Raw genomic sequence first — 20,311 nt, 5'->3', positions numbered from 1 at the left:
GCACTCCTCATGTCCTGCTCGCCGGTAAGCGCGTCAGTCTCGCCATGACCAACCGGGACCACCTGCCGGACTACCACCGCTGGGAGAACGACCCCGGCACGATCCTCGGGTACGGCACTCAGGTCACCCAGTCCTGGGAAGTCCGCGCCGGCGGCTGGGAGGGGCAGGGACGCAACCGCGACTATCCCCAGTTCGAGGTGATCACCACTGACGACCGTGCTCCCGTCGGCCTGACCACCTTGCAGATCGATTCCGCTGTGCGGACTGCCGAGTTCGTGATCCTCATCGCCCCTGAGCACCGGGGCAAGGGCCTGGCCACAGAGGCCACCTCGCTGACCCTGCGGTGGGCGTTCGAGTACGCGGCCCTGCGCATGGTCTGGCTCAAGGTGCTTGAGCCTAACGCTGCTGGGCTCACCGCCTACCAGAAGGCCGGTTTCCAGCCTGCCGGGCAGCTACGGCAATCCGGCTACTGGCTCGGTCGCCCCTGCAACGAACTGCTCATGGACGCCACCGCTGATGACTTCCTCGGCGGGGCTGAGCGGCCCTGACCCCAAGAGAGCGTCATAGCGCGCCGGACCAACCCGAATCTCTGATGGCTTGTCAGGGGCCGTCCCGGGTCCTGACCTTCCCCTTCCTCGTTTCAGACTTCCAGCCCACGGACACATTCTCGTCAGGTCCTCGGCTGGCCAAACACCTTGGCGTGGCACGAGGGACGATCGACAAGGTCCTTGGGCTGCTCCGCACGGAGGGGCTGATCGTGACTCGGCAGGGCAGCGGCCCGTTCGTCCGCGAGCGCACGTCCCGCGCCCCGTCGGGCTGCGTCCGCACCTCGAAGCCGCCTTCGAGTAGGAGCAGGTGACCTTGGACTTCGGCGGGTTCTCGAGCGAAAAGCTGCACAACGCGATGCAAGAGCCGATCGACAAGATTCGCTCGGCCGCCTGGCACCGGAGTCCATCACGGTGCCCATGGCCGTCCCGGTACTGGTCGACGACCTCCAGGACGAACCCGCGCTCCGTGAGCGCGCGCGGAACATCGCACTGACCAACGCCGACGGCATCGCGCACTCGGTCGAGGTACTGGCAGCGCTGGGGCTGGTCCAGTCAGCCGCAGCGCAGGTCAAGGTCTACAAGGCGTCCAGCCTCTTCAAGATCTACATCCTGAACCGCTCCGAAGCGTTCTTCGGCTTCTACCCGCTGCGCGAACGGACCGTCGCAATCGGCGGCGACAGCCACACGTTCTTCGATGTCACCGGGAAGGACACCACCCTGTTCCACCACTCGGCCGGCCCGGACGACGCGTCGCTCGGCTCGCAGTACGTTCAGCAGGCCCAGATGTGGTTCGACAGCGTATGGTCCTCTATCGCTTATGAGCGCCAGCCGTGACCGGTGCCCCGCCGTTCCTGGTGAACGTGCTTCGTCCGGTGAAGCACGTTCTGCTCGACTTCGACGGGCCGGTGTGCTCGGTGTTCGCCGGGCTCCCGGCTCCTGAGGTAGCGGATCGGCTCCGCGCGGCCCTGCTCGCCGCTGGCGGGCAGGGCCTGGCCGGCAGTAAGTCAGAGACCGACCTTCTCGCCCTACTCCGCCTAGTCGCTGACACCCGGCCTGACCTCGTCACGGTGGCTGACGACGTGCTGGCGGAGCTGGAGACAGAGGCCGTCCGAGTGGGTCGACCGAATCCTGGTGGTGAATCGGTTCTGCGGGCCTGCGCCAGCTCTGGCCGCTCCGTCTCGGTGGTCAGCAACAACGCAGGTGTGGCGATCGAGGAGTACCTATCCGCACGCGGTCTGACCGACTATGTGGTCGGGGTCTTCGGGCGCACTCCGGGAGAACCTGCATCCATGAAGCCGAACCCCCGCCTTCTCTTGGAAGCGATGGAGGCTACGGCCAGTAGGCCGGGTGACTGCATCTTCATCGGCGACGCGGTCAGAGACGTGGAGGCCGGTGACGCAGCTGGCGTGGCCACCATCGGCTACGCCAACAAACCCGGGAAGGATGCCAAGCTGGCCGCCGCCGGGGCTGTCGTCGTCGTGGACTCAATGCAGCTGATCGCCGACGTCTTGGGTGCTGGCTTGGGTGCCCTTTGAATGTGGTGGAGGCGCCGACAGGCTGCCGACGCCTCTACCACATTTCGATGCCGGCAAGGCGCAGTGCGCCCTCCCGATCTCTGGCCGCACCGCGCCAACGGTCCGGCCGAACCCTGTGTTTGCCGAGCAGCAAGAGCCGGGTCAGCCCGCAAGAACGTCGCAAGGCGCCTACTGGTTCCCAACGCTGTGCTTGCGGGGACATCCTGTCTACCTCGCTGTCAGCTGACAACAGCGCATGGGACCGCTCGCTGCCGGCTGGTGGGACAGCTGTCGACGCCAAGATTCTTCTTCCACTTCTGGAAGTACTTCTGACCTGGGGATCTGCGAGAGCCGTCCCAAAACGTACCCAGTCCGGATGGGCTTTTGTTTCATCGCCCAGTCTTGGACAACTTGAAACAACGGCGACTGGGATTGGACTCTTTCTGGCTGACAGACAATCATCTCCCGTGTGGCCACTGCGCTCTGGAACGCCAATTCCGGTGTGGCCTGCCGAGCAGCAAGATCAGTTGCAGCCTGCCGGGCTGCCCAGCATTGGGAGATCCCATGAAGAACCGTGAGGTGGCGCAGTTCCGAGTCCAGATTCCCGGGCGCGACGTTGCGACCCCGACGGCGCCCGCCGTTGTCATCATCTTGGTTGTGCTTGTGCTGGCGGCCCTGCTGACCGTCGCAGGCGTGGCCCCGTCCACCGTGTATGCCGCGCTCGCGACGGGAGGGATGGTTGCCTCTTCCCTCCTCCAGCAGCTCGGCGTCATCGCCGGCCCGACGAGGCCGTAGGGGTTCACGTCAGATGGGTCGCAAGAAGACACCCATCACGGCAGAGTCGCCCCTGCGGCCGCTCGCGCAGTTCCTCAGGGAATTGCGCGAGCGAGCAGGACTGACCTACCGGCAGATGGAAGCCATGCTTGATGGTCACCCGGGTTGCTCACTGGCGACGCTATCCCGAGCCGATCGTGGCACTAGCCTCCCGGCACTAAAGACGGTCGCGAGCTATGTGAGTGCGTGTGGTGGTGATCAGGTAGTTGCATTTCGCCTTTGGCAGCAGGCGCTTCGCGACTACCGATACTTGGACCATAATCCTGGGAAGCCGATTCCGCGGCGGCGCCCGCGGCCCGTAGTGAACCCCGAGTTCATTCACGAGCCATTGCAGTTGAGAGAAGCCATGGTGCGCATGCGGGCGCAGGCTGGTGAGCCCTCTCTGCGGGAACTTGCAACTACCGCGGAAGCTCTGGGCCTCGAACTGGCGAGGAGCACGCTCAGCGATGTGCTTGCTGGTCGGCGGCTGCCGTCCCTCCAGATGTTGCGCGCCTTCGTTCGTGTCTGCCGGGACAGGTACCCCGCCGAAGCGTGGGACCGGGCGTGGCTGCGTGTAGTCATGGGTGGCCACGGAGGCCAGCCGGACGACCGCCAACCTCCTCGATCTGGGTCGACTTGGACTCTGGTCCCTCTAGCGGCTTTGTCCCAAAGCTGGGTGGAACGGTTCGGCGCCGGTCAAGGGTCGGGGCCAGCTCGGGGCCACAGAATCACGTAGCACCGGCAGGATCGTAGTTCCCGCTGGTGAGCGTGTGAGTGAGCCCGCGTGCGGCTTCGATCTTGAAAACTGTCGTGAGGTAACCCCTCACCGTGGGTTCGAATCCCACATCCTCCGCAGGTGGGGGAGACCCCAGTCCAGGGCGGGTACCGGCGCGCAGCCGGTACCCGCCCTGCGGCGTTCGTCGCCCGGGCGGCGCAGTCCCGCCCCGCAGTGGCGGCCGTGGGCAGGTATGCCTGGAGGCATGGTGTCGCTCCGTGCAAGGTTCAGGGCTACTCGTGGCTGTCCCCACCACACTCCCGGCAGGGTGGTGGTCGATCTCGACCAGGTGCCCAAGCTGCTCGTCGCGGTGGATCCCCCCGCGCCGCCGCCTCGCCCGGTCGTCGGGCCCGTGGATCGGTTTCTGCTGGTGGTCCTGGTGCTGGCGTTCCTGGCGCTGATGGCCTTTCTGGGGTTCAGCATCGCCACGACCCGCAAGCTCGGGGTGCCGGACCTGTCGAGCGGGGTGTCCGTGGTGGCCGCCGGTCTGCTGGGGGCGGTCATCAATCCCCTGCAGGAGGGGGTCTTCTGGCGCAGGGTGCTGCCGGCGGTCGTTCTTCTGGCGTCTGCGGGGATCGGGGTCTGGGCGGCGGTCGAGATCTTCGCCGTCCCGGCGCGGCCGTCCGCCGGGACGGCGCTCACCGCGGCCCTGGTGGCGTTCAGCGCTCTCTTCCTGGACACCAGCAAGATCACGCACCCCAACAGCTGAGCCGACCGGGGTCGGCTTCCGTCGGGGCGGGGGTGCGCGGCAGAGTGCGGGGGGTGGGGTGTGTGCCTGGCGTGCCCCCGGGGCGAGAGGAGGCGGGCCGGTGAGTGAGCTGGTGGAGCGTTTGGTGAAGGGGCTGCCGGCGGGTGCGGTGGTGGTGGACCCGGCGGTGACGGAGGCGTACCGGCACGACATGGCGGGGTTCTGCGCGTCGGGGGCGCCGGCTGCGGTGGTGTTCCCGTCCACGGTCGAGGAGGTGCAGCACGTGATGCGCACCGCGACCGAGCTGCGGGTGCCGGTGGTGCCGCAGGGTGCGCGAACGGGGCTGTCGGGTGCGGCGAACGCGGTGGAGGGGTGCATCGTGCTGTCGCTGGTGAAGATGGACCGGATCCTGGAGGTCGACCCGGTCAACCGGATCGCCGTGGTCGAGCCCGGCGTGGTGAACGCGGTGCTGTCGCGGGCAGCGGGCGAACACGGGCTGGCCTATCCGCCGGACCCCTCCAGCTGGGAGTCCTGCACCATCGGCGGCAACATCGGCACCGGCGCGGGCGGCTTGTGCTGCGTGAAGTACGGGGTGACCAGCGAGTACGTGCTGGGTCTGGACGTGGTGCTGGCCGACGGCCGGCTGCTGCGCACCGGTCGGCGGACCGCCAAGGGGGTGGCCGGTTACGACCTGACCCGGCTCTTCGTCGGCTCGGAGGGGACGCTGGGCGTGGTGGTCCGTGCCGTGCTGGCCCTGCGTCCGGCCCCCGCACCGCAGTTGGCGATGGTCGCCGAGTTCGCCGGCGCGGACGCGGCCTGCGAGGCGGTCTGCGAGGTGATGGCGGCCGGGTTCACCCCGTCGCTGATGGAGCTGATGGACGCGGTGAGCGTACGGGCCGTCAACCGGCTGGCGCAGATGGGACTTCCGGAGACCACCCAGGCGCTGCTCCTGGTGGCGTTCGACGGGACGGACCCGGCTCGGGAGTTGGCTGCGGTCGGCGAGATCTGCCGGGCCGCCGGGGCCACCGAGGTGGTGCCCGCGGAGGGCCAGGCGGAGTCGGAACTCCTGCTCCAGGCCCGGCGCTTGTCGCTGACGGCGATGGAACTGCTGGGCACCACGATGGTCGACGACGTGGCCGTGCCGCGCTCCCAGCAGGGCGCGATGCTGAACGGGGTGGCCGCGATCGCCGAGCGCTACGGGCTGACCATCGGCGTGGTCTGCCACGCGGGCGACGGCAACACCCACCCGATCGTCGCCTTCGATGCCGACGACCCGGACGAGGTGGCCCGGGCCAAGGAGTCCTTCGACGCGATCATGGCGCTCGGTCTGGAGCTGGGCGGAACCATCACCGGCGAGCACGGCGTCGGACTGCTCAAGCGGGAGTGGCTGGCACGGGAGTTGGGGCCGGTCGGTCTGGAGCTGCAAAAGCAGATGAAAGGATTGTTCGACCCGCTGGGAATCCTTAATCCGGGCAAGCTGTTCTGAGCCATTCCGAAGGTGTTCGTGTGGGGACGGAGCGCCTGACCTGGCCTGTCCGGCTGATCGGTTGACCGATAACTATCGGCTTTCCGGCCGTCAGGGTTTAGTGCTTCGGCATCACGCGTTCGAGCTAAAAGCTCTGGGGGGGCTGGTGCTTTGTCGATTTGTTGCGCAAGTCTGTGTCTCGGCGTCGCAGCCCGCAGGGGTTCGTCTGGCCGCGAACTCCCGCACCAGTTCTTCGAATTCAGCTTCCTGGAGGATTCCATGGCTCGCTTCCGTACCGCTCGCGTGATCGTCGCCCTCGCCGCCGCCCCGCTTGCGGCAGGTCTGCTGCTGGCAGGGGCCGGCGCCGCCGCCGCCGACAACGGCTCCCTCGCGGGTGATCACTCGAACAGCAGCGTCGTCTCCAACGTGGGCAGCGGGAACGTCTTCGGATCCGTCGACGGCAACTACAACTGGACACAGCAGACGGCCACCGGCTCGGGCGCCTCGAACCAGAACAACACCCTTGGGGTGAAGGACAATTCGGGCCTCGTCTACGCTGACCAGTCCAACAAGAACGTACACATCGACTTCGCGCCCGTGATCGGCTGAGCGCGGGCCTGACCGGGCGGCGGGAAAGGGTCACCGCATTTCCGGTCCGTGGGCGGTGTCGGCAACGGCACCGCCCACCGGCATGTCCGCCCCCGGACGCCCCGGTCGCCCCGGTCGCCCCGGTCGCCCCGGACGCCCCCCGACGCCCCGGTCGCGCCCGGACCGGGCCTGCACGGCCCGCCGGCCTCCGCCGCCCGGGTGAAGCCTGCCGAAGCCTCGGGCGCGCCCGTCGAACCATCAGCTGATCTGACCTCAGGATCAGAGGATGGTCCGCTATCTCCGTCCTGCGGCACTCTCGGCCGCCGCCCTCGTCCTGCTGCTGGCCACCGACGGGACGGCCGCGCAGAGCGCCGACCTCGCGCTCACCGCCGCCCGGGTGGGGACGCTCCCGCCCCGGCCCGCGGCCCCCGCTCCGGCCCGCGCCCCCGGCGCGGTGCCCGCCGCGTTCCTGCCGTCCGCCACCGTGCTGGCCGATCCGGGCCGGGCCCTGCTGCGGGCGGTCCCGCACGAGCTCTTCACCGGCCCCGGCTTCGACGCCTGCAGCGCCCCGCCGCTGGAGGCGATGCGGGCCTGGCACGGCAGCTCCCCGTTCGGTGCCGTCGGCATCTACACCAGCGGTCGGCAGCGCGCCTGTGGCCAGGCCCAGTTGACCGCCGACTGGGTGCGCCAGGTGCGCGCGCTCGGCTGGCGGCTGCTGCCCACCCACGTCGGCCTCCAGGCGCCGTGCAGCAACAATCCGCGCAAGCCGCAGAAGATCGACCCCGCGAACGCCGTGCAGCAGGGACGCGACGAGGCGGCCGAGGCGGTCCGCGGCGCCCAGGCGGTCGGCCTGGGGCCGGGCAGCCCGGTCTACCTCGACATGGAGGCCTACCCGCCCGGGGACCCGGTCTGTGCGAAGGCCGTGGTCGACTTCACGCTCGGCTGGACCCAGGCGCTGCACGGCGCGGGGTACTGGTCCGGCTTCTACTCCAGCGTCGACTCCGGCGTCGCCGACCTCGTCAGCGCCGTCCGCGCCGGAGCCGCCCCGGCGCCGGACGCACTCTGGTACGCCCGCTGGGACGGCCGGGACACCACGGACGGGAGCGGCGCGGTCCCCGACGACATGTGGACCGGGCACCAGCGGATCCACCAGTACCTGGGCGAGGTCCACGAGACGTACGGCGGCGTCGGCCTCGACATCGACCGCGACGAGCTGGACGCCGTCGTGGCGCGCTGAAACGGACTCTCAGCCGGAGCTGGTGGCCGACCCGCGGCGGCCGGTGGTCGGCGTCGCGGCGCCCGGGGCAGCGGCCGGAGCCCCGCCGGAGGTGGTCGCCGATCCGCCGCCGCTGGTGCTGATCCGCCCGCCGGCCGCAGGGGCCTCGCTGCCGCCGCTGGTGCTGGTGCTGGGTCGTGCGTTGCGGGCGGCGGGCGTCCCGGGGGCGGTGCCGCGTCGGGCGCCGGTGATCGGTGTGCCGGCGGCGGTCGCGTCGAGGTCGAAGTCGGCAGCGGCCCCGGGCCGGCGCCGGGGGGTGCCCAGGGCGTAGTTCAACGGCGTCCCCGTCCCCGTTCCCACCCGCAGGGCCGGCACCAGCTGCCCGGCTCCCGGCGCCACGCCGGCCGGCTCTCCCCAGCGCCGCGTGCTCTGCCCCGAGCTCTGCCCGACACCCTGCCCCGCGCTCTGCCCGACACCCCGCTCGGCGTCCCGTCCCGCGCCCTGCCCCAAGCTCTCCGTGGCACCCCGCGCGAGGCCCTGCCGCTCGTCCCGCGGCGCCGCCGCCTCGGTGCCCACCCGAGTCGCCCGGGTCACCGGCTCGGCGCTCGGCCGGGGCACGTCGGCCCGGTCGATCCGGATCACCAGGTTGCGCTCCCGGTTGTCCCGGCCCGGCCAGTCGACGTCCTTGCTGTGGATCAGCTGGCTGCGCACCCCGCCCGTCTCCGTCCACTTGCCCAGCACCGCGCGGATGTTCGGCCGCCAGGCGCCGCCGTACTCGTGCTCCAGGGCCAGGTCCCACCCGTTCCTGGAGGCGGTGTCGTCGATCAGCTGGCTCGCGCCGACCGTGCCGGGGAGGATCACGGTGGCGCCGCGCCGGATGTTCACCACCACGCGCTGCGGGAAACTCGCGGACACCCCGACGACCGTGATCCTGCAAGGGCCTTCGTACCAGGGCATGGGAGATACCTCCGCGCTCGTGTCGACCGGGGGGCCCGGAGCCGAACCCTCCACCCAGTGACACGGCTGCCCGCGGTCGCGGGGTTCGGACCGGTCCGCGCTCCTCCTGAGCTCCTGGTCTCATCCGCAGCGATGCTGCTGACAACGGGCTCGGGCGGCGACAGAATCAGAGGGTGGTCCTTGCTACCCGCCGGTAGTGATCCCCCCGGGACCGCACCGCCCGCCCGGTCAAGGAGGACCTCCGTGTTCAGCACGATGCAGGACGTACCACTCACCGTCGCCCGGATCCTCGCGCACGGTTCGACCGTCCACGGGCGCGCCACGGTCACCACCTGGGACGGCACCGGCCCGGTCACCCGGACGTACGCCGAGCTCGGCGCCCGCGCCGCCCAGCTCGCGTACGCGCTCCGCGACGAGCTGGGCGTCACGCCCGAGCACGTGGTCGGAACGCTGATGTGGAACAACGCCGACCACATGGAGGCCTACCTGGCCGTCCCGGCGATGGGTTCCGTGCTGCACACGCTCAACCTTCGGCTGGCCCCCGCCCAGCTCGCCTACATCGTCAACCACGCCGCCGACCACGCGATCATCGTCAACGGCAGTGTGCTCCCGCTGCTGGCGGGCGTGCTGCCGCAGCTGGCCCCGACCCTCAAGCACATCGTGGTGAGCGGTCCGGGCGACCTGTCGCTGCTGGCCGGCTTCGCCGGGACCGTCCACGAGTACGAGCAGCTGATCGCCGGCCGCCCCACCGAGTACCCGTGGGAGGAGGAGATCGACGAGCGCCGCCCGGCGATGATCTGCTACACCTCCGGGACCACCGGCGACCCCAAGGGCGTCGTCTACAGCCACCGCTCGATCTACCTGCACTGCCTCCAGGTGAACTCCGCCGCCACCTTCGCGCTCACCCCGCAGGACACCGCGCTGCCGGTGGTGCCGATGTTCCACGTCGGCGCCTGGGGCATCCCGCACGCCGCCTTCATGTCCGGCGCGAACCTGCTGATGCCGGACCGCTTCCTCCAGCCGCAGCCGCTCGCCACGATGATCGACCTGGTCAAGCCCACCGTCAGCGGCGCCGTCCCGACCATCTGGAACGGGCTGCTGGACGAACTCGACCACCCGACCGCCCGCGAAACGCCGTACGACACCTCCTCGTTGCGGATGGTGGTGATCGGCGGCTCGGCCTGCCCGCCGGCCCTGATGCGCGGCTTCGAGGAGCGCCACGGCATCCGGCTGGTGCACGCCTGGGGCATGACCGAGACCTCACCGCTGGGCACCTTCGCGCTCCCGCCGGCCGGGCTCAGCGCGGACGAGGAGTGGGCCTACCGGGTCACCCAGGGCGTCTTCCCGGCCTCCGTGGAGGCCAGGCTGACCGGGCCGGGCGGCGAGCGGATGCCCCACGACGGCGTCTCCGCAGGCGAGTTGGAGGTCCGCGGCCCGTGGATCGCCGGTGCCTACTACGGCGGGGCCGGCCAGGACCCGGAGCGCCCGGAGGACAAGTTCTCCGAGGACGGCTGGCTGCGCACCGGCGACGTCGGCACGATCACCCCGGACGGCTTCCTCACTCTCACCGACCGCGCCAAGGACGTCATCAAGTCCGGCGGCGAGTGGATCTCCTCGGTCGAGCTGGAGAACCACCTGATGGCCCATCAGGAGGTACTGGAGGCCGCCGTGGTGGCCGTCCCCGACGAGAAGTGGGGCGAACGCCCGCTGGCCGCAGTGGTGTTGCGCCCCGGCGCCACCGTCGACCTGCCGGGCCTGCGCGCCTTCCTGGCCGGCCGGGTCGCCTCCTGGCAGCTCCCCGAGCGCTGGTCGCTGGTCGCGGCCGTGCCGAAGACCTCGGTCGGCAAGTTCGACAAGAAGGTGATCCGCGCCGAGTACGCCGCCGGCCTGCTCGACGTCACGGTGCTCGGCAAGGAGTAGTCCCCCCAGCCGCGTTGCGCGCGCTACTCCGGCACGGTCAGGTCCATGCCGGGGTAGTGCGCCGCGACGAAGCCGGCCCGCTCGTAGACCGGCGCGCCGTCCGCGCTGGCGTGCAACTGGACGAAGCGGACGCCGAGTTCACCCAGCCACCCGACCAACTCGCCGACGATCCGGCCGGCATGACCCTGCCCGCGCGCCGACCCGTCGGTGACCATCCCGTCGATGTACCCGCGCCGCCCGTCCAACCGCACCGGGCTCGGCAGGTGGTACGTCACCCACGCCATCCCGGCCGCGACCAGCGGCTCCCCGGGCGCGCCGCCGACGACGAAGCACTCCCAGTCCGCTCGCCGCCCGACCCGCTTCCCGAACCACCCGCGCGCGCTCGCCCGCCACGGCGCGTCGTCCGGCCCGGGATCGACCCCCAGGCCCTCCAACGCCACCGCCCGCAGGCGCACCAACTCCGGTATGTCGCCCGGCAGTGCCTGACGAGGCTGCATCCGACCCCCCGCCTCCGTGCCTAGTTTCCGGTCATCCCCAGCATCTGGCCCGGCTCGCCGAGAGCGCCGATCCGGCCCAGCAGGTCGACGATCCGGGACTGGACGTCGCCGCTCGTCGAGCGTTCGGCGAGGTAGAGCACGGTCTCGCCGGTGCGCAGGCGCGGGAGTTCGGCGGGATCGAGGTCGACGGCGGTGTAGACGACCAGCGGGGTGCGGTGCAGGCGGTCGTTGGAGCGCAGCCAGTCCAGCAGTCCGAGCCGCCGACGGCGGATCTTCAGCAGGTTCATCACCACCAGGTTGGGCTGCACACTGCTCGCCTTGGACACCCCCTCGATCTCCGAGATGGCGTGCTCGACGTGCATCCCGCGCCGCTCCAGGCTGCTGATCAGGGCCGAGGCGATGTCCGGGTCGGACTCCACCAGCAGCACCCGGGCGGCGTGGTTGGCGCTGTCGCGCGGGGCCAGCGCCCGGAGCAGGACGGCCGGGTCCGCGCCGTACGCGGTGTCCCGGTCGGCCTGGCCGAGGCCGGCGGTGACGAGCACCGGGACGCGGCTGTTCAGCGCGGCGGTGCGCAGCGACTGGAGGGCGGTCCGGGTGATCGGTCCGGTCAGCGGGTCGACGAAGAGCGCGGCGGGGTACGCCGCGACCTGTGCGTCCACCTCCTCGCGGGAGCGGACTATCACCGGGCGGTAGCCGCGTTCCTGGAGCGCCTGCTTGGTGGACGGGTCGGGCTCCGGCCAGACCAGCAGCCGGCGCGGGCGTCCGTCGGCGGTGGGGTTCACCATCGTGGGGTAGTCGGGGTACTCGGGGACCCGGGGGGTGCTGTTCGGGCCGCCGGGCGGCACGGCGTCGTCCTCGCCGGTCAGGCGCGGCAGGCCGCGGTCGCCCTCAGCGTCACCAGGGGCGTGAACAGGGGCCGGGCCCAGTTCGGCGATCGCGCGCGGTGCCTGGCGCTGCTCGACGGGCGCGGCCACCGGCGCCGGGGCGTCCGGCACCGGGAAGGCGGCGGGGAACGCGCTGGCGAAACCGCCGGCCGGACGCGGCGGGGTCAACTCGCCCAGCCCGCTGCCGACCGGGACCTGCTGCGGTACGGGCAGCGGACCCGGCGGGGTGCTGGGCATCGGGGGCACGGGCGTCTCGGTGAGGGCCAGCGCCGTGGAGGGCGCCGGTTCGGACGAGCGCGGCGCGGCGGCCTCCAGCGCGGCCGGGCCGCCGTCGGGACGCTCCTGGCGCTCGGCGCCCGCCGTCTCGGGAGAGCCGTCGATCGGGGCGCCGGGGATGCCGAGCCGGCGGCGGCGCCCGGTGGGCTGCACCGGCGCGGCCGGGCCGCCGGCACCGGCGGGCGCCTCGGCGGGCATCGGCGGCAGCGCGTGCTCAAGGCCGGGGTAGATCGGCATGCCGGCGTCGGGGACGCCCGGCAGCGAGAGCGCCGGTGCCTCGTCGGGCGCGCTGCCGGGGGCGGGCAGCGCGCGTCGCCGGCGGGACGGCGTCGGGGCCGGCGCGGGGTCGGTGTCGCCCGGCACGCCGTCGGGGCCGGCGGCGGAGCTGGGGCCCGGACCGAGTGCGAACGGGGTGCGCGGCTCGGCCGAGGCCTGCGCCGGAATGGCGGCCGGGCCGCTCGCCGTCGCGGTCTCGGCAGCCGGCTCGGAACCGGACGCGGCCGACGGCCCGGGGCCGAGCGCGAGCGGGCCGAGCGAGGGGCCGGTCTCCTTGGCGCGCGCCGCGCGGGCGGACCGCCTGCCCTCCGCCGGCGGTCTGCCGTCGGCCGCCGCCTGTGCTGCGGGCGCCTCGGCGGCCGGGTCACGTTCGTCTGCGGCGCCCGTGCCGTCGGCGTCCGCGGTCGCGGTGAGTTCGGGGACACCGGGCAGGTCCGGCAGGACGGCGGTGTCGGTCTCGCGCGGGACGAGCCGTCCGGCGCCGGACGCCGCGCGCGCTGCGGCGGCCCGGGCGGCCGCCGGGTCGAGGGGGAGTTCCACCACGTACGTCGTGCCGGCGTGGTTCGGCAGCTCGTGCGGCTGCAGCACCCCGCCGTGCCGCTCGACCAGGCCGAGGGCGATCGGCAGGTGCACCCTGCTGCCGCCCCGGCCGGGGCCGCGGACCTCGATCCGGGCCACCTCGCCGCGCTGGGCGGCGGCCAGCACCACGGTCGGCAGGCCCGCTGTGCCATCCGGATACGTCGTGCTGGTGAGGGACAGTCCGCTGACGTCTGCCACCAGGTGGGCCAGCGCCTGCGCCAGCCGCTCGTGGTCGGCGGTCACCTCGACGGGCGCGGCGTGCACCGAGAAGCGCAGCCGACCGGTGCCGACCAGCTGTCCGGCGAGCTCGACGGCGCGGTCCACCAACTCGTCCAGGGTGCTGACCCGGCGGGTCAGCCCGTCCGCGCTCTCGCGCGGCTCGCGCACGTCGCGGCCCTCGGAGGCGTCCGCACTCGTCGGAGCGGTCGCCGGCGCGGGGGCGGCGGCGGCAGTGTCCGCGCCGCGCTCGAAGCGCTGGTGGCTCAGCACGCCGTCGATCAGCACGCCGAACCGCCGGCACTCGTCCGCCAGCGCGCGCAGCGTCCAGTTGGCCTCCGGCCAGAGCTGGCCGGCCGGGTCGGCGGCCAGCGTGTCGATCCGCCGGCGCAGAGCGGCGAGGGCGCCGCTGACCTCGGTCTCCAGGACCGCCGTGAGGTGCTCGTTGCGGGCGGTGAGGGCCAGTTCCCTGGTCCGGTCGGTGAAGGTCATCACGGCGCCGACCAGCTGGTCGCCGTCCCGGACCGGAGCGGTGGTCAGGTCGACGGTGACCGCCCGGCCGTCCTTGCGCCAGAGCGTCGCGCCGCGCACCCGGTGCTTGCGGCCCGAGGTGAGGGTGTCCAGCAGGGCGGACTCCTCGGCGGCCAGCGGCGTGCCGTCCGCGCGGGAGTGCTGGATCAGCGGGTGCAGTTCGCGTCCGCCGAGCTCGCTGGCGCGGAAGTCCAGGATGTGCGCGGCCGCCGGGTTGACCAGCACCACGCGGCCTTCGAGGTCGACCCCGAGGACGCCCTCGGCGGCGGCCCGCAGGATCATCTCGGTCTGCTTGTGCTGGCGCCGCAGCTCCGCCTCCACGCCGAGCCGGCTGGAGAGGTCGCGGACCAGCAGGAGCAGCAGGTCGTCGGTGCCCGAGCGGGAGCCGGTGGCCCGGTAGAGGTCGTAGGGGACCGTGGGGGAGAGCGCGTAGCCGCGGCCCTCACTGGAGTTCTCGTCGGCGAAGTCGTTGCCGGAGACCTCGACGGGGAAGGTGGTGCCGTCCGTGCGGCGCGCGGTCATCCGGACCGGCCGGTCGGCCTCGTCCTGGTCGCGCGGGGCCGGGCGCATCGAGCCGGGGATCCGGCTGGGGTCGAACTCGGGCAGCAGGTCCAGCACGCCCATCCCGACCAGGGACGTCCCCGGGGTCTGCATGCTGCGTACGGCGGCGTTGTTCGCGTCCACCACCGTGCCGTTGCTGTTCACCAACAGCAGGGCATCGGGGAGCGCGTCGAGTATCGCGGCGAGGCGAGCAGCGCCTCGGGTCGGCCTGCTGCTCACGTCGACAGGTCTCCTTACGACTTACGACTTGCGGCTCGCCACTGCGGACCGGGCTGCTCCGGGGCTTGGAGTATCCCATTCTTTTTGCCGAGAGGACGACCGGCCTAGTAACGTTGTCAGCGGTTGGTGCCGAGCCCCCAGGCTGTGGCATCATCACATGCACACGGAGTGCGCCACCTGGTGGCGCGGTCCGGGTGCATGGAGGCTTCGCCTAGTCCGGTCTATGGCGCCGCACTGCTAATGCGGTTTGGGTCTTAAAGCCCATCCGGGGTTCAAATCCCCGAGCCTCCGCTCCGAAGAGAGCCCCGTCGACCTCGGTCGACGGGGCTCTTCTCGTTCCCGAGCAGGGACCGGCGGGAACCGGCAGGTGCCTGCCGGCCTCCGGCGGGCCCCCGCCGGCGGCCCGGAGATATCCGATTTCACCCCAGGTCGACGGTCATGTAATGTTGTCCCCGCACCGCCCCGGAGGATCGAATCGCCGGGGCGAGCGCTCATAGCTCAACGGATAGAGCACTTGACTACGGATCAAGAGGTTGCAGGTTCGAATCCTGCTGAGCGCACCGCGACAGACGAGGCCCCAGGCTCCGGCCGGGGCCTCGTCGCTTGCGAAGCGCGAGGTCACCCTCCCGGGATCGGGTAGGCTGGCCGAGCAGTACCGCAGGGTGGCTCCGGTCCCCCTGAGGCGCTCATAGCTCAACGGATAGAGCACTTGACTACGGATCAAGAGGTTGCAGGTTCGAATCCTGCTGAGCGCACCGAACCGAAGGCCCCCTCCAGCGGAGGGGGCCTTCGGCGTTTCCGCGCTCCTCGGGGGCGTCCGGACGGGTGGTTGCGGCGGCGTGGCGTGGAAACCCGCCGGTGACTTCCCGTTAGATCGTGATTCCTTCTTGTCACATCGTGTGCACAGGAGGGTCCATGAGCCCGAGAACGCCCCGGGGAAAACGCCGTCCGGTCGTCGTCGCCGTGGCGCTGGCCGCCGGGCTCACGCTCGGCTGGCTCCCCTCCGTCTCCCAGGCGCAGCAGTCGCCGGACGGCTGGTCGAACGACCACCAGGCGGTGCTGCGCTCCGGACTCACCGTCGACCTCGACTTCGAGGCCGCCCCCGGCGTCACCGTCCAGGCCCGGCCCGGCACCCTGGACGGCGCCGCCGGCCTGGGCACCCAGCGGGTCCCGGCCTACACCGACGGCGTCCGCCCCGGCGCCCCGGCGCAGACCTTCCAGCTCAGCCAGGACCGGCCGCAGGCCGACGGCGCGTGGCGCACCCTGGGCGCGCTGCGGCTCACCTTCTCCCGCCCGGTCCGCAACCCGCGGCTGCACGTCAGCGGCCTGACCGCAGCCGCCAAGGGAGCGGACGGCAGCACCGAGAGCGCCACCCGGCTGACCGTCATCGGCGGCACCCCGGCCGGTCCCGCGCTGACCGGCCGCTCCCCGTGGTCCGGCTGGACGGTCGGCGACGGCGTGCTCGCGCCGACCGGCGCCGACGGCTCCGGCGACGCCGCCGCCGACCCGGCCGGCACCATCGAGCTGGACGGCACCTTCGACACCGCGACCCTGCGGGTCGAGCAGCGCAGCACCGCGTCGGCGGGCGGCAGCACCCCGCCGGCCGCGCTGCGCCAGGCGTACACCGTCACCCTGGACGAGTCGCTCGGCAGCGCGCCGTCGGGGTACGGGAACGCCTCGCACGTGGTCTCCGACCTCTTCCTCGGCGCCGACGCGACCGGCCTGACGCCGGAGCACGTCCGCGGCGCGGTCCCCGCGCCCGCGCCGCCCGAGATCCAGCCGGGCCGGGTCGAGCACCTGGCCAACGACCCCACCCTGGCGTTCCCGCACGACGCCGCGATCGGCGGCTACTACGACCTGACCGTGCCGATCAGCCCCGGTCAGGGCCCGGCCACCCTGGCGGGCTGGATCGACTTCGACCGCAACGGCCGCTTCGACGCCACCGAGCGCGCCCAGGTCGACCTCCAGCCGGGCGCCGGCAGCGCGACCCTGGAGTGGACGGTCCCGCCGAACGTCTCCGCGGGGGACACCTGGGCCCGGCTGCGGATCGGCCGCGACCCGGCCCAACTGGTCGAGGCGGGCGGCTTCGCGGACTCGGGGCAGGTGGAGGACCAGGCCGTCCAGCTCGCGGTGGTCGCCGCCAGACCCGAACTCACCAGCCCGGTGGGCGGTGCGGCGGTCGGCGACACCCGGCCGGAGTTCCGCGGCGACAGCGGCGTGTCTGGCGCGACCGTGGAGGTCCAGGAGGCCGGGGCGGCGCTCTGCCGGGCCGCGGTGGGCGGCGACGGGACGTGGTCCTGCCGCCCCGACACGCCGCTCGCGCAGGGACGGCACACCGTGCTGCCCGCCGAGACGACCAGTGGGGGAGTGGTGCTGCGCGGGGATCCGGTGCAGCTGACGGTCAACACCACGCCCCCGCCGGCGCCGCTCTTCACCCTCCCGGAGTACACCAACGACCCCGGTCTGCTGATCACGGGCACCGGCGGTCCCGGCACCACGATCTCGGTCACCGACGAGAGCGGCGCGGAACTGTGCCGGACGGCCGTCCGGCCGGACCGCTCGTGGTCCTGCCTGCCGGTGGAGGAGCTGGCCGAAGGGCCCCACCAGCTCACCGCGTCCTCGGTCGACCCGGCGGGCAACCGGACGGCCGGGCGGCCGACCGCGCTGATCGTCGACACCATCGCGCCGGCCAAACCCGTCGTCACCTCGCCGCAGGCGGGCGAGGAGCTGCACGTCGTCCGGCCGCGGCTGGCGGGCCGGGCCGAGCCCGGGGCGACGGTGACCGTGGTGTCCGGGACGGACGGCGCGCTGTGCAGCGCGGTGGCCGCGGTCGACGGGAGCTGGACGTGCGCCGCCTCCCGGGACCTGGCGCAGGGCGAGCAGTTCCTGACGGCGACGGCCACCGACCGCGCGGGCAACGCCACTCGGGGAGACGTGGTCCGGGTCGTGGTGGCCCCGACGGTGGCTCCCACTCCCACTCCCTCTCCCTCTCCGTCGTCCTCTCCCACTCCCTCTCCCTCGCCGTCCTCGACTTCGAGCCCCAGCCCCAGCCCGAGCCCGACGCACGCGGCTTCGCCGACGGCGACGCCCAGCGCCGTCGCGGTGCCCATCCCCGTCCCCGTCCCTGTCCCCGCACAGTCGGCCCCGCCGACTTCCCCGTCCGCAACCCCCTCCGCAACCCCCTCCGCAACCCCCTCTGCCTCTCCCTCTCCCTCTCCCTCTCCCTCCGCTTCGGCGCTTCCGCTCGCCGTCCCGCTCGCGGAGCGGGAGCTGGCGGTGCCGCCGGAGGCGATCTCCACGGTGCGTCACACCTCCCTCGGCGGCTGGCGGACGGCGGGCTGCGGCGTGCTGCTGATCATGGCGGGCCTGTCGCTGCTCATCCGCAGGGTCTTCGCCCGAGGTTCGGGGGCTCGCCGGAGGTGACGGCGGTGATGAAACGTCAGATGTCGCGACACGCCGCAGATCAAATGTCGCATATACGCACTTATGTACTTAGCCTGACGACACAACGACCCTGAGGATCCGAGCATGGAAGCACCAACCCACTCTCCGCGCCGCACACCAGTCGGGGCGACCCCGATCCCCAAGGCGCTGCCGCCCGCCCCCGACGTCACCCCCACCCCCACCCCCGTGGCTGGCCCGCGCGGGGCCGGCGCGCAGTATCCACACCCTGTGGACGCCCGCGCCGAGATCGCCGCCCGCCGCCCGCCGCGGGCCGACCCCGATCTGCGCGAGCGCGAGGCGGTCGCCCTCCCGGGGTGGATCGCGCTGCTCGCGCTGCTGCTCGGGCTGGCCTCCATCGTCCTGGTGACGGCCCGGGTCGGACTGATCCCGCACTTCACCGACGCCGTCCCCGACCTGCGCTCGCCCGAGGTGCTCGCGGCCGGCGGACCGGTCGTCACCGGCCGCGCGCTCGCGGCCGTGACGGCGACCGGGCTGGCCTGCCTGATCGCCCTCGCCGGGCTGCTCACCAACGCGGGCGGTGAGACCCGGGTGCTCAGCCGGTGGGGACGCTACCGCGGGACGGTCCGCCGGTCCGGGCTGCTCTGGATCAACCCGCTGCTGCGCCGCCGCCTGGTCGACGTCCGGCTGCGGCACTGGCGCAGCGAGCCCGTCCAGGTCACCGACCGCACGGGTACGCCGATCGTGGTCCGGCTGCTGGTGGTCTGGCGGATCAAGGACACCGCGCGGGCGCTGTTCGCCGTCGCCGACCATGAGGACTACCTGCGCGAGCAGATCCACGCCGTCCTCACCCGTACCGCCAGCATGCTGCCGTGCGACAGCAACGCCGGTCCGGGCCCGGCGCTGCGCGATGGGCAGTGGTTCGCCGACGAGCTCACCCGCGCGCTCGCGGCCGAGGCGGCCCCGGCCGGTCTGGAGGTCTACTCGGTGCAGCCGCAGGCCCTGGACTACGCACCGGAGGTGGCCGAGTCGATGCGTCGGCGCCGGCTCGCGGACCTGGACGCGGGCCTGCGCACGGTGCTGGTCGACGACGCGGTGGAGGCTGCCGCGCTGGCCGTCCGGCGGCTCGAGCGGGCCACCACGCACGAGTTGGACGACGCGGCGCGCAGCGCGCTGATGGAGCAGTTGCTGGTCGCGTTCGTCGCTCCGGCCGGGGTGCCCAGCGCGATGTCCAGTGCGATGCCCGGCACGGTTCCGGCCCCCGCTGCCCGCGCGACCACCAAGAACCCGGCTCGCAAGGAAGGAAATCGAGCATGAGGATATCCACCGACCCCGCCCTGATCGGCTTCGAGGAACGCCGCGGCGACCTGGCGGAGCCGCGGGGCTGCGGGTGCCTGCACTGCGTCTCGCGCGGCAGCGCCCGGCGACTCGCCCCGGCGGGCGGGAGGGCGGCCCGACCGGCCCGGCTCGCCCGCACCGTTCGCGGCACCTGCCTCGCCACCACCGTGCTGGCCGGCGCCGGCGTGGTCGGCCTCGGTCTCGGCAGCGGGACGGCCAGCGCCGAGTCGGCGCCGAGCCGTGCCGGCTGGGACGGTTCGAAGTACTGGTTCCAGAACGCCGCCGGCGAGTGGCGCTACACCAGCCACTACGACGTCTACCTGAGCCGGACCTCCGGGGCGTCGACCGCTGCCCAGGCTCCCGAGAGCCCGGAGCCCGCCGCCACCGACGGCGGCATCCAGCAGGGGTGGGACGGCTCCAAGTACTGGTTCCAGAACGCGAGCGGCGAGTGGCGGTACACCAGCCACTACGACGTCTACCTGGCCCGGACGTCGGTCAGCGGCCGTCGGCAGGGGTGGGACGGCGCCAGGTACTGGTTCGTCAACGCGAGCGGCGAGTGGCGGTACACCAGCCACTACGACGTCTACGTCAGCCGCACCTCCGACACCCAGCAGGCGCAGCAGCCGTCTGCGTCGAGCAGCGGCGTCGAGGCCGCCGTCGACTACGCGCTGGCCCAGCTCGGCAAGCCGTACGTCTGGGGCGGCGACGGTCCGGACGGGTACGACTGCTCCGGGCTGGTGCAGCAGGCCTACGAGCGGGCGGGGATAGACCTGCCGCGGGTCGCGGACGACCAGTACGCGGCGACCACCCCGGTCAGCTCGGCCGACCTGCGGCGCGGTGACCTGATCTTCTGGTCCGACAGCAGCCGGGCCTCGGGCATCCACCACGTCGCGATCTACCTGGGCGGCGGCAGCTACGTGGAGGCCCCGCGCCCGGGTCGGAGCGTGCGGATATCCACGCTCAACCGCTCCTACTACCCGACCCACCTGGGCCGTCCCAGCTGAGTCGGCCCGCGTCCAAACCCCCGGGGCCCTGTCCACAGCCTGTG

At 72.5% G+C, this 20,311-nt stretch carries 15 protein-coding genes and 3 tRNA genes; 15 read left to right on the top strand and 3 right to left on the bottom strand.

Annotation, left to right across the window (positions count from 1 at the left end; genetic code table 11):
- Nucleotides 1-44 precede the first annotated feature (44 nt).
- From P3T37_RS11090 to P3T37_RS11055, 8 genes are all read left to right on the top strand, one after another.
- The gene (locus P3T37_RS11090; protein ID WP_280723340.1) at nt 45-548 is read left to right on the top strand and encodes a GNAT family protein; all 504 of its coding nucleotides are present in this window, start codon (nt 45-47) and stop codon (nt 546-548) included.
- A gap of 417 nt (nt 549-965) precedes the next feature.
- Nucleotides 966-1,382, top strand: a complete 417-nt coding sequence (locus P3T37_RS11085; protein ID WP_280723339.1) for a hypothetical protein — start codon at nt 966-968, stop codon at nt 1,380-1,382.
- Nucleotides 1,379-2,083, top strand: coding sequence for an HAD-IA family hydrolase (locus P3T37_RS11080; protein ID WP_280723338.1), 705 nt, complete (start codon nt 1,379-1,381; stop codon nt 2,081-2,083). The genes P3T37_RS11085 and P3T37_RS11080 overlap by 4 nt, the downstream gene beginning before the upstream one ends.
- 543 nt (nt 2,084-2,626) lie before the next feature.
- The gene (locus P3T37_RS11075; protein WP_280723337.1) at nt 2,627-2,857 is read left to right on the top strand and encodes a hypothetical protein; all 231 of its coding nucleotides are present in this window, start codon (nt 2,627-2,629) and stop codon (nt 2,855-2,857) included.
- 1,061 nt (nt 2,858-3,918) lie between these two features.
- Complete coding sequence (locus P3T37_RS11070) at nt 3,919-4,359, top strand: hypothetical protein (protein ID WP_280723336.1); 441 nt, start codon at nt 3,919-3,921, stop codon at nt 4,357-4,359.
- A gap of 100 nt (nt 4,360-4,459) precedes the next feature.
- Nucleotides 4,460-5,824: an FAD-linked oxidase C-terminal domain-containing protein gene (locus P3T37_RS11065; protein WP_280723335.1), complete on the top strand. Its 1,365-nt coding sequence runs from the start codon at nt 4,460-4,462 to the stop codon at nt 5,822-5,824.
- 258 nt (nt 5,825-6,082) lie between these two features.
- Entirely contained in the window at nt 6,083-6,412 is a 330-nt protein-coding gene (locus tag P3T37_RS11060; protein ID WP_280723334.1) for a hypothetical protein, read from the top strand.
- Between the two features lie 265 nt (nt 6,413-6,677).
- Nucleotides 6,678-7,628 carry a DUF1906 domain-containing protein gene (locus tag P3T37_RS11055; protein WP_280723333.1) on the top strand — a complete coding sequence of 317 codons (951 nt, stop codon included), beginning with the start codon at nt 6,678-6,680 and terminating at the stop codon, nt 7,626-7,628.
- Between the two features lie 9 nt (nt 7,629-7,637).
- On the opposite strand, the gene P3T37_RS11050 is transcribed toward P3T37_RS11055, so the two are convergent.
- Nucleotides 7,638-8,522 (bottom strand): hypothetical protein, encoded by an 885-nt coding sequence (locus P3T37_RS11050; RefSeq protein ID WP_280723332.1) that lies wholly within the window; start codon nt 8,520-8,522, stop codon nt 7,638-7,640.
- A gap of 285 nt (nt 8,523-8,807) precedes the next feature.
- On the opposite strand from P3T37_RS11050, the gene P3T37_RS11045 reads away from it, so the two are divergent.
- On the top strand, nt 8,808-10,484 hold the full coding sequence (locus tag P3T37_RS11045; protein WP_280723331.1) for a long-chain fatty acid--CoA ligase: 1,677 nt from the start codon (nt 8,808-8,810) through the stop codon (nt 10,482-10,484).
- Between the two features lie 23 nt (nt 10,485-10,507).
- Here P3T37_RS11045 and P3T37_RS11040 read toward each other — a convergent pair whose 3' ends face one another.
- Together P3T37_RS11040 and P3T37_RS11035 are read right to left on the bottom strand one after the other, a co-directional pair.
- Entirely contained in the window at nt 10,508-10,981 is a 474-nt protein-coding gene (locus P3T37_RS11040) for a GNAT family N-acetyltransferase (RefSeq protein WP_280723330.1), read from the bottom strand.
- Nucleotides 10,982-11,001: 20 nt separating this feature from the next.
- Nucleotides 11,002-14,523, bottom strand: coding sequence for a PAS domain-containing protein (locus P3T37_RS11035; protein ID WP_280723329.1), 3,522 nt, complete (start codon nt 14,521-14,523; stop codon nt 11,002-11,004).
- Between the two features lie 200 nt (nt 14,524-14,723).
- Between P3T37_RS11035 and P3T37_RS11030 the strand changes: the two genes are divergently transcribed.
- From P3T37_RS11030 to P3T37_RS11005, 6 genes are all read left to right on the top strand, one after another.
- A tRNA-Ser gene (locus P3T37_RS11030) sits at nt 14,724-14,814 on the top strand.
- Nucleotides 14,815-15,010: 196 nt separating this feature from the next.
- Nucleotides 15,011-15,083, top strand: a tRNA-Arg gene (locus P3T37_RS11025).
- 122 nt (nt 15,084-15,205) lie between these two features.
- Nucleotides 15,206-15,278: transfer RNA gene (locus P3T37_RS11020), tRNA-Arg, on the top strand.
- A gap of 160 nt (nt 15,279-15,438) precedes the next feature.
- Nucleotides 15,439-17,946, top strand: a complete 2,508-nt coding sequence (locus P3T37_RS11015; RefSeq protein ID WP_280723328.1) for an Ig-like domain-containing protein — start codon at nt 15,439-15,441, stop codon at nt 17,944-17,946.
- 105 nt (nt 17,947-18,051) lie between these two features.
- Nucleotides 18,052-19,242, top strand: coding sequence for an SPFH domain-containing protein (locus P3T37_RS11010; RefSeq protein ID WP_280723327.1), 1,191 nt, complete (start codon nt 18,052-18,054; stop codon nt 19,240-19,242).
- Nucleotides 19,239-20,267 carry an NlpC/P60 family protein gene (locus P3T37_RS11005; RefSeq protein ID WP_280723326.1) on the top strand — a complete coding sequence of 343 codons (1,029 nt, stop codon included), beginning with the start codon at nt 19,239-19,241 and terminating at the stop codon, nt 20,265-20,267. The genes P3T37_RS11010 and P3T37_RS11005 overlap by 4 nt, the downstream gene beginning before the upstream one ends.
- The last annotated feature ends 44 nt before the right edge of the window (nt 20,268-20,311 follow it).

Source organism: Kitasatospora sp. MAA4, from assembly GCF_029893355.1.
In the GTDB taxonomy this organism is placed as follows: Bacteria; Actinomycetota; Actinomycetes; order Streptomycetales; family Streptomycetaceae; genus Kitasatospora.
The sequence above is the reverse complement of the archived record's forward strand: the minus strand, read 5'-3'. Positions and strand labels throughout refer to the sequence as shown.

Coding starts and splice junctions, on each gene's coding strand:
- P3T37_RS11075 (WP_280723337.1), top strand. CDS start 2,627: ATGAAGAACCGTGAGGTGGCGCAGTTCCGAGTCCAGATTCCCGGGCGC.
- P3T37_RS11010 (WP_280723327.1), top strand. CDS start 18,052: ATGGAAGCACCAACCCACTCTCCGCGCCGCACACCAGTCGGGGCGACC.
- P3T37_RS11005 (WP_280723326.1), top strand. CDS start 19,239: ATGAGGATATCCACCGACCCCGCCCTGATCGGCTTCGAGGAACGCCGC.
- P3T37_RS11015 (WP_280723328.1), top strand. CDS start 15,439: ATGAGCCCGAGAACGCCCCGGGGAAAACGCCGTCCGGTCGTCGTCGCC.
- P3T37_RS11060 (WP_280723334.1), top strand. CDS start 6,083: ATGGCTCGCTTCCGTACCGCTCGCGTGATCGTCGCCCTCGCCGCCGCC.
- P3T37_RS11085 (WP_280723339.1), top strand. CDS start 966: ATGGCCGTCCCGGTACTGGTCGACGACCTCCAGGACGAACCCGCGCTC.
- P3T37_RS11090 (WP_280723340.1), top strand. CDS start 45: ATGACCAACCGGGACCACCTGCCGGACTACCACCGCTGGGAGAACGAC.
- P3T37_RS11040 (WP_280723330.1), bottom strand. CDS start 10,981: ATGCAGCCTCGTCAGGCACTGCCGGGCGACATACCGGAGTTGGTGCGC.
- P3T37_RS11055 (WP_280723333.1), top strand. CDS start 6,678: ATGGTCCGCTATCTCCGTCCTGCGGCACTCTCGGCCGCCGCCCTCGTC.